Source organism: Streptomyces sp. NBC_01296, from assembly GCF_035984415.1.
Lineage (GTDB): Bacteria > Actinomycetota > Actinomycetes > Streptomycetales > Streptomycetaceae > Streptomyces.
In genome coordinates this window covers 6660505-6673958 of sequence record NZ_CP130720.1, presented here as the reverse complement: position 1 = coordinate 6673958, position 13454 = coordinate 6660505, and the positions used below count along the sequence as shown (strand labels likewise).

Annotated in this window: 13 protein-coding genes and 1 tRNA gene; 7 read left to right on the top strand and 7 right to left on the bottom strand. The window is 72.6% G+C overall.

All coding sequences use genetic code 11. The annotated features are described in order from the left end of the window. The first annotated feature begins 20 nt into the window (after positions 1-20). Positions 21-1013: an aldo/keto reductase gene (locus OG299_RS30405; protein ID WP_327363197.1), complete on the top strand. Its 993-nt coding sequence runs from the start codon at positions 21-23 to the stop codon at positions 1011-1013. Continuing rightward, complete coding sequence (locus OG299_RS30400; protein ID WP_327363196.1) at positions 1010-3322, top strand: helix-hairpin-helix domain-containing protein; 2313 nt, start codon at positions 1010-1012, stop codon at positions 3320-3322. The genes OG299_RS30405 and OG299_RS30400 overlap by 4 nt, the downstream gene beginning before the upstream one ends. Before the next feature lie 68 nt (positions 3323-3390). Here the strand turns inward: OG299_RS30400 and OG299_RS30395 are convergent, their stop codons facing one another. Beyond that, positions 3391-4068: a hypothetical protein gene (locus OG299_RS30395; RefSeq protein WP_266630766.1), complete on the bottom strand. Its 678-nt coding sequence runs from the start codon at positions 4066-4068 to the stop codon at positions 3391-3393. Positions 4069-4115: 47 nt separating this feature from the next. Here OG299_RS30395 and OG299_RS30390 point away from each other — a divergent pair, with 47 nt between their 5' ends. Next, positions 4116-4304 carry a DUF5703 family protein gene (locus OG299_RS30390; RefSeq protein WP_030860319.1) on the top strand — a complete coding sequence of 63 codons (189 nt, stop codon included), beginning with the start codon at positions 4116-4118 and terminating at the stop codon, positions 4302-4304. A 73-nt stretch (positions 4305-4377) separates the two neighbouring features. On the opposite strand, the gene OG299_RS30385 is transcribed toward OG299_RS30390, so the two are convergent. From OG299_RS30385 to OG299_RS30375, 3 genes are all read right to left on the bottom strand, one after another. Then, the gene (locus OG299_RS30385) at positions 4378-5178 is read right to left on the bottom strand and encodes a chaplin (RefSeq protein ID WP_327363195.1); all 801 of its coding nucleotides are present in this window, start codon (positions 5176-5178) and stop codon (positions 4378-4380) included. A gap of 98 nt (positions 5179-5276) precedes the next feature. Beyond that, on the bottom strand, positions 5277-5510 hold the full coding sequence (locus tag OG299_RS30380) for a chaplin (RefSeq protein ID WP_327363193.1): 234 nt from the start codon (positions 5508-5510) through the stop codon (positions 5277-5279). A 129-nt stretch (positions 5511-5639) separates the two neighbouring features. Further along, positions 5640-6965 (bottom strand): M20/M25/M40 family metallo-hydrolase, encoded by a 1326-nt coding sequence (locus tag OG299_RS30375; RefSeq protein WP_030294289.1) that lies wholly within the window; start codon positions 6963-6965, stop codon positions 5640-5642. 169 nt (positions 6966-7134) lie between these two features. On the opposite strand from OG299_RS30375, the gene OG299_RS30370 reads away from it, so the two are divergent. Further along, a tRNA-Leu gene (locus OG299_RS30370) sits at positions 7135-7219 on the top strand. A gap of 96 nt (positions 7220-7315) precedes the next feature. Beyond that, positions 7316-7675 (top strand): zinc ribbon domain-containing protein YjdM, encoded by a 360-nt coding sequence (locus OG299_RS30365; RefSeq protein ID WP_323179084.1) that lies wholly within the window; start codon positions 7316-7318, stop codon positions 7673-7675. 84 nt (positions 7676-7759) lie between these two features. Here the strand turns inward: OG299_RS30365 and OG299_RS30360 are convergent, their stop codons facing one another. From OG299_RS30360 to OG299_RS30350, 3 genes are all read right to left on the bottom strand, one after another. Continuing rightward, positions 7760-9196: an amino acid permease gene (locus tag OG299_RS30360; protein WP_266630763.1), complete on the bottom strand. Its 1437-nt coding sequence runs from the start codon at positions 9194-9196 to the stop codon at positions 7760-7762. 218 nt (positions 9197-9414) lie between these two features. Then, positions 9415-10959, bottom strand: a complete 1545-nt coding sequence (locus tag OG299_RS30355) for an APC family permease (protein ID WP_327363191.1) — start codon at positions 10957-10959, stop codon at positions 9415-9417. A 72-nt stretch (positions 10960-11031) separates the two neighbouring features. Then, positions 11032-11979 (bottom strand): hypothetical protein, encoded by a 948-nt coding sequence (locus tag OG299_RS30350; protein WP_266630761.1) that lies wholly within the window; start codon positions 11977-11979, stop codon positions 11032-11034. A 195-nt stretch (positions 11980-12174) separates the two neighbouring features. Between OG299_RS30350 and OG299_RS30345 the strand changes: the two genes are divergently transcribed. Both OG299_RS30345 and OG299_RS30340 read left to right on the top strand, forming a co-directional pair. Next, entirely contained in the window at positions 12175-12606 is a 432-nt protein-coding gene (locus tag OG299_RS30345) for an ASCH domain-containing protein (RefSeq protein WP_327363190.1), read from the top strand. Positions 12607-13022: 416 nt separating this feature from the next. Beyond that, entirely contained in the window at positions 13023-13445 is a 423-nt protein-coding gene (locus OG299_RS30340; RefSeq protein WP_327363189.1) for a universal stress protein, read from the top strand. Positions 13446-13454: the final 9 nt, after the last annotated feature.

Below are 13454 nucleotides of genomic sequence, written 5' to 3'. Positions count from 1 at the left end.
CCCCAGTAGTCTCAGCGGTCATGGAGCAGAGGCATCTCGGCCGCACCGGACTGCGCGTGTCCCGGATCGGCCTCGGCACCCTGACCTGGGGCCGTTCCGCGGAGGGACCGGACGAGTCGGGCGCTGCCGAGCAGTTGAAGACGTTCTGGGAGGCGGGCGGCACGCTCGTCGACACCGCCGACGTGTACGGGGGCGGTGAGGCGGAGTACCTCCTCGGGCAGCTGGTGGGTGGGCTGGTCCCCCGCCAGGACCTGGTGATCGCCACCAAGTCGGGGTCCGTACGGGACCCGGACCGCCGGTTCAACGGCTCGCGCGGCCATCTCCTGTCGGCGCTGGATACCTCGCTGGCCCGCCTGGGCACCGACTACGTGGACCTCTGGCAGGTCCACGCCTTCGACCCGGGGACCCCGCTGGAGGAGACCCTGCAGGCGCTGGACCTGGCGGTGAGCAGCGGCCGGGTCCGGTACGCGGGGGTGTCGGGCTTCAGCGGCTGGCAGCTGGCGAAGGCGGCGACGTGGCAGCTCGCCGCCCCGGGTGTGCGGACGCGACTGGCGTCGACGCAGATGGAGTACTCCCTCCTCCAGCGGGGCGTGGAGCGCGAGGTCCTCCCCGCGGCGCTGGACCTCGGCGTCGGGCTGCTCCCGTCCTCCCCGCTGGGCCGCGGCGTCCTGACGGGCAAGTACCGGGGCGGCACGCCGGCGGACTCGCGGGGGGCCTCGCCGACCATGGCGGGCTTCGTGGACCCGTACCTGGACGACGCGGCGAGCGGCATCGTGGACGCGGTGGCGACGGCGGCCCACGGCCTGGCCGTGACCCCGCTCCAGGTGGCCCTGGCGTGGATCCGGGACCGCCCGGGGGTGGTCGCACCGATCGTCGGGGCGCGGACGTCCGCGCAGCTCAGCGAGGCGTTGTCGGTGGAGGCCCTTACTCTTCCCGAGGAGATCTGCCGGGCGTTGGACGATGTGTCGGCGCCCGTGCACCGCTACCCCGACCACGACTGGAGCACGCTGTGAGCACGGACCGCCGACCCGCATCCGCGGAGGACCCGGCCACCCCCACCGCCCCGCCGCCCCAGCCCGCCGCCGAAGCCCCCGACTCCGGCGAAGCCGGGGGCGCGGAGGCGACCGACGAGGCGGCCGGCTCCGACGAAGCCGGGAGCCAGGACGGGGGTCCGGGGGCGGAGCCCACGGTTTCGGGAAGGGGCGGGGTGGGGGAAAGCCCCGCAGGGACCACCTCCGGCGAAGTCCACGCCGACCGGACCCCCGCAGCCGAGCCCGAGCCCGGGCCCGATGCGGATCAGCCGGATCAGCCGGATCAGCCCGATCAGGACGGCCCGGCAGAGCCGGGGGCCGACGGCGGCCCGGCGGAGAAGGGCGAGGCCGCGCCCGCGCTCAGCGAGGCCGAGGCCGAGTTGGCCGCGCAGAAGATCGAGCGGGAGCGCATCGCCCGCCGCAAGGCGGAACGGCAGGCCCCGGTCGACGCCGGGGCCAAGCTCAGCGGGAAGGCCGCCGATCTGCTGGCCGCCGTACGGGCCGTGGAGAGCGGGGAGAAGCCCTCTCCTGTGTACTTCGACGAGGCCCCGACCGCGCCCCGCAAACCCGCGGCCCCCGCCGCACCACCGACCCCCCGCCCCACACCCACGCCCGCGCCCCCGGCCCCCACCGCCGCCGGCATCGAGGGCGTGCGCTCCGTACTGGCTCGCGGCGGCGCCCCCGAGGCGCTGGCCGGACCCGCCGCCACCGCCCTTGGCGAAGACGCCGCGGAGCAGCTCGCCCACGACCCCTGGCGGCTCCTCGCCGTCACCGGCGTCCGTCCCACCCAGGCCGACGGCTTCGCCCGGGCCCTGCTCGGCTCCGAGGCCGGTCCCGGTGACGAGCGGCGGGCCGCCGCCCTCGTGGGCTGGCTGCTGGAGCAGGCCGCACTCAAGGGGCACACCGCCCTGGAGGCCCCCACCCTGGAGTCCGCCCTCTCCCAGTACGGCGTCCCGGATCCCGCCGCGTCCCTGGAGCAGGCGATCGGCGAGGGCACCGTCCTCGTCTTCCACGAACCGCTCGGTCCGCCCGTCGCCGAGGGCGAGGAGCAGCCCGTACGCGTCCTCGTCGGCCTCGAGGGCTACGCGCTCGCCGAGGAGAGCCTGGCCGACGGCCTGGCCCGGCTGGCCAACACGTTCGACGACCCGGCGGACTGGGAGAAGGCCGCCACCGGCCCCGGCGCCGACCTGATCCGCGCCGTCTCCGGCCACGGCCTGGTCACCCACACCGGCGGCGAGGCCGCCCGCGCCGAGCCGCTGGCCCTGCTGGCGGCCGCCCGCGACCTGGGCCTGCGCGTCTGCCTGGCCGCGCACACCCCCGCGCAGGGCGCCGTCACCGTGGCCGGGCTGCTCGCCGGCACGGAGGGGCCCGGACGGGACGCGGACGGGCAGTTCGCGCTGGACCTGCTCGTGGTCCTCGACGCCCCGCAGCTGGACGTGGAGACCGCCGCCGCGCTCGTCGAGTCCGTTCCCGACGGGGCCCGGCTGGTGCTGTCCGGGGACCCCGGGGTGCTCGGATCCGCCGGACCCGGGCGGGTGTTCGGCGATGTGCTGGCGGCCCGCGCCTGCCCGCAGCTGGTCTCCCGCACCCCCGACCCCGGCCCGATCGGCGAGCTGGTCTCCGGGGTCGGGATCGGCGAGCTGAACCAGGTCGACGCCCCCGGCAAGGAGGTCGTCATCGTCCCGGTCCAGGGCGCCGGGGAGGCCGTGCACCGCGCCGTGCAGCTGGTGGCCGAGTCCGTGCCGCGCGCCTTCGGGATCCCGGCGGACGCGGTCCAGGTGATCACCCCGGGCCACGGCGGCTCGGCGGGCACCCGGGCGCTGAACGCGGCCCTCAAGGAGCGGCTGAACCCGGGCCCCGGCCGGTTCGGCGGCTTCGACCCCGGCGACCGCGTCGTCCACGTGCCCGCGCCCGGGCGGGCCGTGCCGGCGCTGGTGGTGTCGGCCGATGCGCAGGGGCTGCACCTGGACGCCGCGGGCGCGCGGATCGTCGTACCGAAGGAGCGGGTGGAGTCGCAGGTGCGGCACGGCTGGGCGGTGACCGCGCACCAGGCCGTCGGCGCCCGCTGGCCGGCCGTGGTCGTCGTCCTGCCCGGTGACGCGGCCCAGGCCCTCTCCCGGGACTGGGTGTACACGGCGTTCGGGCGGGCGGAGCGGCATCTGTCCGTGGTGCACGGCGTCGACCAGGCGCTGCCGCACGCGGTCGCGGAGGTGCTGCCGAAGCCGCGTACGACCCGGCTGACCGGCCTCCTGCGCGCCCTCGCGGCGTCGGCGCAGGACCAGCCGGAGTAACCGGCACGCACCGCGGCCCCCGCCCTGTTCGGACGGGGGCCGCGGTTTCGCGTGCCGCGCGGGACGGCCTAGGCGGGCGCCAGGCCGGGCTGGGCCGTCTGGTCGCCCGCTTCCTCCGCGTCTTCCTCGTCGTCGTCGAAATCGTCGGCTTCCTCATCGAAGACGGAGCTGACGTCGAACCGGTGCAGTACGTCCTGGGGATCGGTGTGCCCGAAGGGCGAGCCCAGCCACTCCCCCGGCTCCGCGACCTCCTCCGAGGCCGCGATCCAGAGCGTGGAGTCCCCCTCCTCCAGGCCGAACTCCTTGTAGCGGGAGGCGATCTCGTCGGGCTCGTACTCCCCGAAGAGCACGCCCAGCGCACCGGCCGTGCCGCCGTCGTAGGCGAGCTCGGCTTCCCGGTCGTGCGCGGCGACCCGCTCGGCCTGGGCGATCAGCCTCGGCGGTTCGACGACGGCGTAGTCGCGGCGGATGAGCACGCTGAAGGCGGCGGGCTCGGCGGGCCCGGTGTACGGGACACCGTCCTCGGGCGTGGGGATCTCGAAGGGGGTGACCTCGTCGTACCGGTCGTAGAGGAGTTCGTCGTACTCCTCGGCAGCGGCGGCGAGTTCGTTGAAAGCGGCGTAGACGGCCGGGTCCTCGTCCCCGATCCTGCTCTCGACCGCGGCGAGGTGACGGTCGAGCGCGGCCTTGACCGCCTCGGCGGCGGCGCGTACCTCGGCAACACTGGGCAGAGCGGCATCAGACATAGTGCAGACGCTATCCGTAGCAGGGCTCTGCCCGCACAATAGATGCGATGCCGGAATACGAATTTGTCGACGTGTACGTGCCCCGCGGTGTGCCCCGCAAGGAGGCGACCCGCCTGCTCACCGACCATGCCGAGTACGGGAACTGGGAGATCGACCGGCTGGCGCTGTACCGGGACGGCAGTCGCCGGGTACGGCTGCGCCGGAGGATCATCCGCCAGGTCCGCGCGACCTGGTGACGCGGGCCGGGGACGGCGTGCGAAAAGGCGAACGCGGGCCCCGGGGTCGGGGCCCGCGTCGTGAGGGCGCCTCTCAGGCCGCGTTGCGGGAACGCCGGTAGAGCACGGCACCGGCCAGCAGCGTGCCGGCGGCGAGCGGGAGGCCCACGCCGAGGACGTCTCCTGCCCCGGTGGCAGCGAGCCCCGCGTGCTGCGCGGGCGCGATCCCGGTCCCGGTCCCCTGGCCGGGGTGGGTGCCGGGCGTGACACTGCCGGAACCGGGGCCGGTGGAGCCGCCGGGCGTGCCGGGCATACCCGGAGTGCCGTGCTGACCCGGAGTGCCGGGGTTGCCGGGCGTACCCGGGTTACCGGGCTGACCAGGAGTGCCGGGGTTGCCGGGCTGACCGGGATTGCCGGGCGTGCCCGGGTTACCAGGCTGGCCGGGCGTGCCCGGGTTTCCGGGGGTCCCGGGCGTACCCGGGTGACCCGGAGTGCCGGGGTTGCCGGGCGTACCCGGGTGTCCGGGGTGACCCGGCGTGCCGGGGTTGCCCGGGTGGCTCGGCTCGTCGTCGTCGCACGGCTCGTCCGGCTCCTCGGGCCCGCCCGGGTGGCCGGGATTGCCCGGGTGCCCCGGATTGCCGGGGTGGTGGTCCGGCGTGGCCGAGTCGTTCGAACAGCGGTTCCCGAAGGCCGGGTTCAGCAGTCCCACGACCGAGACGGTGTTGCCGCAGGCGTTCACCGGAACATCCACGGGTGCCTGGACGGTGTTCCCGGACAGCACGCCCGGAGAGTTCGCGGCATGGCCGGACGCGCCGGAGTCCGCGTGTGCGTAGCCCCCACCCAGCGCGAGCACACCCCCCGCGGCCGCCATGGTGATCAGGACTTTGCGTCGCATGTGTTGTCATCCCCCTGCTGTGTACGAACAGCCGGGCCCTGAAGCCCGGCGGCCCCGGAGCGCTGGAATGCGCTCCGGGGCCCAAGACTTCAGATGCGTCAGGCGTTGACGCAGGTGTTGCCGAAAGCCGGGTTCAGCAGGCCGATCACGTTGACGGTGTTACCGCAGACGTTCACGGGCACGTGGACCGGGACCTGGATGACGTTGCCGGACAGGACACCGGGGGACCCGATGGCCGCACCCTGGGCAGACGCGTCGGCGTGGGCCAGGCCCGCACCCGCGAGAACCAGACCACCGGTGGCAGCCACAGCGGCGACAACCTTCTTGAACATTGTTCCTCCTAGTTGGCAATGCGGTCCCAGCCGCGGACCGCACCACCTGTAACGAGGAGGCGTCACCAGGGCTACGAGCGTATGAGTGCATTCACTCTTCTCAGTGGAAAACGCACACCTTCCCGATTCTCAGCAGTTGTCAATGAATCGGTCGAGCACGCGCACGCCGAACTTCAGCCCGTCCACCGGCACCCGCTCGTCCACACCGTGGAACATCCCGGCGAAGTCCAGCTCCGGCGGCAGCTGCAGCGGGGCGAAGCCGAAGCAGCGGATGCCGAGGTCGTCGAAGGACTTGGCGTCCGTGCCGCCCGACAGCATGTACGGGACCGCCCGCGCGATCGGGTCCTCGGCCTTGAGGGCGCCCTGCATGGCGTCGACGAGCTTCCCGTCGAAGTCCGTCTCGAGGGCCTTGTCCCCGTGCACGTCCTCCCGCTTCACGCGCGGGCCGAGGATCCGGTCGAGGTCGGCGAAGAACTCGTCCTCGTAGCCGGGCAGGAAGCGGCCGTCGACGTGTGCGGTGGCCTGGCCGGGGATGACGTTCACCTTGTAGCCGGCGCCGAGCATGGTCGGGGCGGCCGAGTTCCGCAGCGTCGCGCCGACCATCTTGGCGATGCCGCCGAGCTTGGCCAGGGTCGCGTCCATGTCGTCCGGGTCGAGCGGGGTGCCGAGCGCGTCGGAGAGCTCGTCCAGGAAGGACCGTACGGTCTTGGTGACCCTGACCGGCCACTGGTGGCGGCCGAGCCGGCCCACGGCCTCGCAGAGCTCCGTGATGGCGTTGTCGTTGTTCGTCATCGAGCCGTGTCCCGCGGTGCCGTCCACCGTGAGCCGCATCCAGTGCATGCCCTTCTGGGCGGTCTCCACCAGGTACAGCCGCAGGTTCTCGTTGACGGTGAACGAGAAGCCGCCGACCTCGCCGATCGCCTCCGTGACCCCCTCGAACAGCCCGGGGTGCTTGTCCACGAGGTGCCGGGCGCCGTACACGCCGCCCGCCTCCTCGTCGGCGAGGAAGGCCAGCACGATGTCCCGCGGGGGCTTGCGGCCGCTGCGCAGCCGGTCGCGTACGACGGCCAGCGTCATCGCGTCCATGTCCTTCATGTCGACGGCGCCGCGGCCCCACACGCAGCCGTCGGCGATCTCGCCCGCGAAGGGGTCGTAGGTCCAGTCGGCGGCGTTCGCCGGCACGACGTCGGTGTGCCCGTGGATCAGCAGCGCCGGCCTCGACGGGTCCTCCCCCTCGATGCGCGCGACGGTCGAGGCGCGCCCCTTGTGGGATTCGAAGATCTGCGGCTCCAGCCCGACCTCGGCGAGCTTCTCCGCGACCCACTCGGCCGCCTTGCGTTCGCCGGGGCCGGAGTGGTCTCCGTAGTTGCTGGTGTCGATCCGGATGAGGTCCCGGCAGAGGTCGACGACCTCGTCCTCGCCGGAAACGGTCCTGCCCGCGCTCGACTCGCTCACGCTGCTTCCTCCCACTGATCGGTGCCGACTGCCTCCCCATCCTCGCGCGTGGGACGGCTCTCCCCAAGGGCGATCCCCGGCCGTCGGGGGGCGTGATCGAGGACCCCGGAATGTTTGGTAATGTTTTCCACGTCGGAACGGCCCGCGAGGGACGCGAGACAGACACCTTGTCCGGGTGGCGGAATGGCAGACGCGCTAGCTTGAGGTGCTAGTGCCCTTTATCGGGCGTGGGGGTTCAAGTCCCCCCTCGGACACACAGAGCGAGAACCCCACTTCGGTGGGGTTCTTCGCGTTTTGCGGCGTTCCTCTGCGTTTGTTCGACCCGTTCCGGGGCGGGCTACCCTGAAGGTGTGATCGAGAACCTTCCTCCTTGCCCGAAATGCTCCTGTGAGTACACCTATGAGATGAACGCCCTCGTGGTGTGCCCCGAGTGCGGCCACGAATGGGTTCCCGCCGAGGGCGGTGCGCAGGACGGGGCCGGTTCCGGGGAGCGGGTCGTCAAGGACGCCGTCGGCAACGTCCTGAGCGACGGCGACAGCGTGACCGTGGTCAAGGCGCTCAAGGTCAAGGGCAGCCCGTCCGGGATCAAGGCGGGCACGAAGGTGCGCAACATCCGGCTCATCGACGGCGTGGACGGCCACGACATCGACTGCCGGATCGAGGGCTTCGGCGCCATGCAGCTGAAGTCCGGCGTGGTCAAGAAGGCCTGATCCGCAGACTCGTCACGACGAGCCCCGCAACGACGAGAAGGACCCCGCCTCGGGCGGGGTCCTTCTTCGTTCACGGCCGGGCCGTCAGCGGTTCGCGGCGATCTCCGCCACGCGGCGGCGGACCAGGAACCAGCCGCCGACGAGGGCGGCCCCGATGACGGGGACGCACAGGACCGTGGTGCGGCCGACGCCGCCGTCGCACCACATCAGGACCAGCACGGTGAGCAGGAACACCAGCGTGACGATCTGCGTGTACGGGGCCCAGGGCAGGCGGTAGGACGGGCGCTCGAGGCTGCCCTCCTGCGCGCGGCGCCAGAAGAACAGCGAGCAGATCATGACCATGGCCCAGGTGCCGAGGATGCCCAGCGAGGCGAAGTTCAGGACCAGCTCGAAGGCGTCCTTCGGCATCAGGTAGTTCAGGCCGACGCCGGCGAGGCCGAAGGCGGCGGTGAAGAGCACGCCGCCGTAGGGGACCTTGCCCTTGTTCATGCGGGCGGTGAACTTGGGCGCGGAGCCGGACATGGCCATCGAGCGCAGGATGCGCCCGGTGGAGTAGAGGCCGGAGTTCAGGCTGGAGAGCGCGGCGGTCAGGACGACCAGGTTCATGATGCCGGCGGTGCCGGGGATGCCGAGCTTGTCGAAGACGGTGACGAAGGGGCTCTGGTCGGAGGAGTACGCGGTGTACGGCAGGAGCATCGCGAGCAGGACGACGGAGCCGACGTAGAAGAGGCCGACGCGCCACATGATCGAGTTGATCGCCTTCGGCATGATCTTCTCGGGGTTCTCGGTCTCGCCCGCGGCGACGCCGCACAGCTCGACGGAGGCGTACGCGAAGACGACGCCCTGGACCACCAGGAGCATCGGCAGGACCCCGGACGGGAAGATGCCGCCGTTGTCGGTGATGGTGGACAGGCCCGGGGTGTAGCCGCCGATGTCGTGGCTGGTGGCGACGAGGTAGATCGCGACGATCAGGAAGATCGCCAGGGCGGCGACCTTGATGAGGGAGAACCAGAACTCCATCTCGCCGAAGTACTTCACCGAGATCAGGTTCGCGGTGAGGACCACGGCGAGGGCGATCAGGGCGAGGATCCACTGCGGGACGCTGGTGAACAGGGACCAGAAGTGCGCGTAGGTCGCGGCGGCGGTGATGTCGGCCACGGTGGTCGTGGACCAGTTCAGGAAGTACAGCCAGCCGGCCGTGTAGGCGCCCTTCTCCCCCATGAACTCGCGCGCGTACGAGACGAACGCGCCGGAGGAGGGCCGGTAGAGCACGAGCTCGCCCAGGGCCCGGACGACGAAGAAGGCGAAGATGCCGCACACCGCGTAGGCGATCGCGAGGGAGGGGCCGGCGTTCGCGAGCCGGCCTCCGGCGCCGAGGAACAGGCCGGTGCCTATCGCCCCGCCGATCGCGATCATGTTGATGTGGCGGGACTTGAGGTCCTTGCTGTAGCCCTCGTCACCGGCGTCGACGTGGCGGGCGGACGCCGGGGCCGGGGCCTCGGTCAAGGTGCGGTCACTCATGTAGGACTTCGCCTTCGTGGGTGGGACAGGCAGGTCCGGGCCGCCGCGCAGGGGAGCTGGGTGGTGGTCACCTGTGCGAGGTCGGATGGTTTTGTCGACACAGGAGACCATGAGCCCGGGCCACGGCCAAAACCCGCCCTCCTCGCGCAGAAGCCCCCGGCGACCATGGAAACAGGTGCCGGGGGCTTCGTACGAGCTCGAAAGCGAGGCGGAGGGGGTCAGTCGCGGGGGTCGGCCTCCGCGGCCTGGTCGAGGCGGAAGGCCTCGTTCCCGAGCCCGATGCGGGCGTGTACCTCGGGGCGGCTGCGCCGCAGGACGACCCCGTACAGCAGTCCTCCCACCACGGCGGCGCCGATGATCCCGGGCAGGAGCCAGCTGAGGGCGGAGCCCTCCTCGGCGCCGACCAGGACGCCGAAGTCCCTCACGGTGTACCCGGCGATGCCGAGCAGGGCGACTCCGGCGGCGCCGGCCGCGACGAGCCGCCAGACCTGGGCGCCGGCGGTGCCGCGGCGGACGAAGAAGGCGATGACGGCGAAGGAGGCGGCGGCCATGAGAAGGGTCACGCCGAGGGCGCCGACGCTGCCCATCCAGGTGAACAGGTGCAGGACGGGCGTGGTGGGGTCGCCGGCCGGCTTGTCGTCGGTGAAGGCGAAGGCGAGGACGACGAGGGTGGCGATGACGGTCTGCAGGAGGGAGCCGGTGGCGGGGGCGCCGGTGCCCGCGCTGGTGCGGCCGAAGGCGGCCGGGAGCAGGCCCTCGCGGCCCATGGCGAAGGCGTAGCGGGCGACCACGTTGTGGAAGCTGAGCATGGCGGCGAACATGCCGGTCACGAAGAGGACGTGCAGGACGTCGGTGAAGGTGGCGCCGAGGCGGCCCTCGGTGAGCTGGAAGAGCAGGCCGGGGCCGGCTTCGGCGGAGGTCTTGACGACCTCGGAGGGGCCGGTGGCGACGGTGAGGGCCCAGGCGCTGAACGCGAAGAAGAGGGCGACGAAGCCGACGGCGAGGAACATCACGCGGGAGACGACGATGTGGGGCTTGCTGGTCTCCTCGGCGTAGACCGGGGACTGTTCGAAGCCGACGAAGGCGGCGATGCAGAAGCAGAGGGCCGTGCCGAGTCCGGCGCCGCCGAGCGTCTCGGGGTTGAACGCGTGCAGCGAGAGGCCTTCGGGGCCGGGGTCACCCAGGGCGGCGACGTCGAAGACGACGACGAGGGCGCACTCGATGAGGAGGAGGACGCCGAGGACGCGGGCGTTGAGGTCGATCTTGAGCCAGCCGAGCGCGCCGGTGACGGCGACGGCGGCCAGGGCCGGTATCCACCAGGCGACGTTGGTGTGGAGGTACGTGGCGAAGAGGCCGGAGATCTCGAAGCCGAGGATGCCGTAGACGCCGACCTGCATGGCGCTGTACGCGACGAGGGCGACGAGCGAGGCGCCGGCGCCCGCGGTGGGGCCGAGGCCGCGGGCGATGTACGCGTAGAAGGCGCCGGCGTTGTGGACGTGCCGGCTCATCTCGGCGTAGCCGATGCTGAAGAGCGCGAGGACGATGCCGAGGATCACGAACAGCAGCGGCTGGCCGACGACGCCCATGACGCCGAAGGTGGTGGGCATCACGCCGGCGACCACCATCAGGGGTGCGCTGGCGGCCAGTACGGAGAGCAGCAGGCCGGCCGTGCCGAGGCGGTCGGCGCGCAGGGCGCGGTCCTGGCCCTTGTAGGTGCGGATCTCGGGCCCGGTGCTGAGCGTGGTGGATCTGCCCGTCGCCATGGCGGGGTGTCCTTTCGGGGGAGGGTCGAGCGGAGCGGGGTGGGGCGGGGTGCTGTGGAGCGGGGGTGCGCGTCAGGCCGTGCCGAGCGCGGCGCTGCGGGCGGCGAGGAAGGCCTTGTGCGGGTCGAGGTCCGGATAGGACCAGGGGGCGGGCGTGGCGTGGCTGCCGATGCGGTGGAAGAGGGCGGCGGCTTCGGCCGGGCGGCCCTCGCAGAGCTTGGCGTGGGCCAGGAAGTTGAGGTCGACCCGGTTGCGGGGGTGGTCCTCGCGTTCCCATTCGAGCCACCAGTCGAAGGCGGAGCGCAGCGCCTGGCGGGCGCGGCGGCTCGACCAGTGGGCTGCGGCGCCGTCGGGCGTGCGGCCCTCGGTGGCGGCGAGCACGCGGTAGCGCTCGGCGTGGGCGATGACCGGGAGGACGGCGAGCGGAGAGTCGGCCGGGGACTCCTCGGCGGCCCAGGCGGCGAAGTCGTAGACCTCGTGGAGCGGGTCGTGGCCGGCGCCGGGGGTGTGCTCGGCCAGCCTGGCGACCATCAGGTGGTGGGCGTGGTGGTGCTCGCGGTGGCGGGCCCGGACCTGGTCGAAGTGGCGGCTGAACTCCTCCTCGGTGCCGAAGGCGCGGGAGAGCATGAGCAGCCCCAGCCAGGGGGTGGGGTCGGCGGGGAGCAGGGCGGCGGCCCGGCGGCAGGCCTGCTCGGCGGCCTCGGGCGTGCCCTTGCGGCGCAGGGCGGAGAAGACGGCGGCGCAGGCGAGCAGGGTGGCGGCGTCGGGGCTGTCGGGTTCGGCGAGCAGCCATTCGCGGGCCCAGGCGGTGGCCGCCGGGGTCTCGGCGAGTACGACGACGCGGTGGCCGCGGCGGTCCCAGTCGTCGCCGGTGCCGACGAGGAGGGAGCGGGCCTTGGCCCAGCGGCCCTGGGTGAACTGGGCGCGCACGTCGACCAGTTCGGTGTCGCAGAGGGCCGGGTCGAAGAGCTGGGCGTCCCGCTTGCGGGCGCGGCCGAGGGGCGGCGGAGGCGGGGACATCCGCGGGATTCCCTCCAGGGCACGGGCGCGGGCGGACGGTTGGCTGGATGATCACGCACAGCAAAGCGGTAGGCACAGCTCCGCGTCAAGGTCCAGTCCACTGCGTGGCGCGTTTCAACTGGTATGTACATGACGCCAGTTGGGGCGGAACAAATCGGTTCGCGGCCGCCGCGGGATCGGCCCTAGGGTGGGCCCATGACGACCCACGACGATCTCCCGCCCGCCCTGTTCGCCTTACCCGGGCCCCTGCGCGACAGCCTGGTGGCAGCGGTGCTGAACGGCGCGAAGACCACGACGACCGGGTTGCTGACCGAATACGAGGCCACGGGCGACCCCCTGCCGGTGGTGGGCGGGCGGATGGCGGTCATGGACTCCGCGGAGCGTCCGGTGGCCGTCCTGGAGGTGACGGACGTACGCGTTCTACCGCTCGCGGAGGTGGACCTCCGGCACGCCTTGGACGAAGGCGAGGGGTACGCGTCCGTGGCCGAATGGCGTGTTTCCCACGAGCGGTTCTGGCACGGGCCGGAGATCCGCGAGGCGCTCGGGGACCCGGAGTTCACGGTGGCCGACGACACGCTGGTCGTCGCGGAACGCTTCCGGGTCGTCGAACGTCTACGAACGACCTAGTGCCGCATCAGGCAGCGTTTGCCCTGGTCTCGCCGTGGTCGCAGGCCCGTAGCCTCGTGGGATGCACTCTCATCTGCGCTTCGAGAATCCGCCCGCGCTGCCTCACGAGGTGGTGGTCGAGACGTTGGAGCGGGCGCTTCGCAACCGCTCGCACGAGGGTGAGGCGTGGTGGGCCCGCCCCCCGTCAGGAGAGAGCCGGCCGCCCGGCGGGCCTGCCAGGCGAACGTCCGGTGCCGGTGCCCTGCTCCCTCAGGCCCCCTGACCGGGCCCCCGGAACCGTCCGCCCCGGGGTCCGAACGGTGGAGGGCCCGGCCGGGACCGATTCCTACCCTTTTGACATTGGCCTGGCTCAGGGAAGGCGTGATGAACGTGATGCACGAGGGTTACCGGCGGGTCGTCGTGGTGTCAGCGGTTCCATGGGAAGCATCACCGCCCTGCACCGTGCCGTGACCGAGGCCCGGCGCTTCGATGCCGAAGTACTGGCCGTGATGGCGACCACTCCCAACGTCCACAGCGCCGATCACATCATGGTGGAGCGGACCATGGCGGAGCGGGCGCTGGCAGGCGTCCTCGAATCCGTCTTCGGAACGGGCGGCCGCCCTCCCGGTGTCCGCTTCTCGGCCGTCGCCGCCCTGGGCGGCGCCGGACCGGTCCTCACCCGGACCGCCGACCGGGACGGCGACCTCCTCGTCGTCGGCGCCCGGCGACGACGCCTGCTGCCCGGGTTCTCCACCGCACGGTACTGCGCCGCGCACGCGGCGTGCCCCGTCCTCGTCGTCCCCCTCCCGACCCTGCGGACCCAGCCGGACGTCGCCGTGGTCGACACCTCGGAGCTCTGACCGCTCCGG

What these genes read in the sequence shown, in the direction of transcription:
- OG299_RS30385 (WP_327363195.1), bottom strand. Translation starts at nt 5,178, where the DNA reads ATGCGACGCAAAGTCCTGATCACCATGGCGGCCGCGGGGGGTGTGCTC.
- OG299_RS30345 (WP_327363190.1), top strand. Translation starts at nt 12,175, where the DNA reads ATGACGACCCACGACGATCTCCCGCCCGCCCTGTTCGCCTTACCCGGG.
- OG299_RS30395 (WP_266630766.1), bottom strand. Translation starts at nt 4,068, where the DNA reads ATGTCTGATGCCGCTCTGCCCAGTGTTGCCGAGGTACGCGCCGCCGCC.
- OG299_RS30355 (WP_327363191.1), bottom strand. Translation starts at nt 10,959, where the DNA reads ATGGCGACGGGCAGATCCACCACGCTCAGCACCGGGCCCGAGATCCGC.
- OG299_RS30380 (WP_327363193.1), bottom strand. Translation starts at nt 5,510, where the DNA reads ATGTTCAAGAAGGTTGTCGCCGCTGTGGCTGCCACCGGTGGTCTGGTT.
- OG299_RS30340 (WP_327363189.1), top strand. Translation starts at nt 13,023, where the DNA reads ATGGGAAGCATCACCGCCCTGCACCGTGCCGTGACCGAGGCCCGGCGC.
- OG299_RS30360 (WP_266630763.1), bottom strand. Translation starts at nt 9,196, where the DNA reads ATGAGTGACCGCACCTTGACCGAGGCCCCGGCCCCGGCGTCCGCCCGC.
- OG299_RS30390 (WP_030860319.1), top strand. Translation starts at nt 4,116, where the DNA reads ATGCCGGAATACGAATTTGTCGACGTGTACGTGCCCCGCGGTGTGCCC.
- OG299_RS30405 (WP_327363197.1), top strand. Translation starts at nt 21, where the DNA reads ATGGAGCAGAGGCATCTCGGCCGCACCGGACTGCGCGTGTCCCGGATC.
- OG299_RS30350 (WP_266630761.1), bottom strand. Translation starts at nt 11,979, where the DNA reads ATGTCCCCGCCTCCGCCGCCCCTCGGCCGCGCCCGCAAGCGGGACGCC.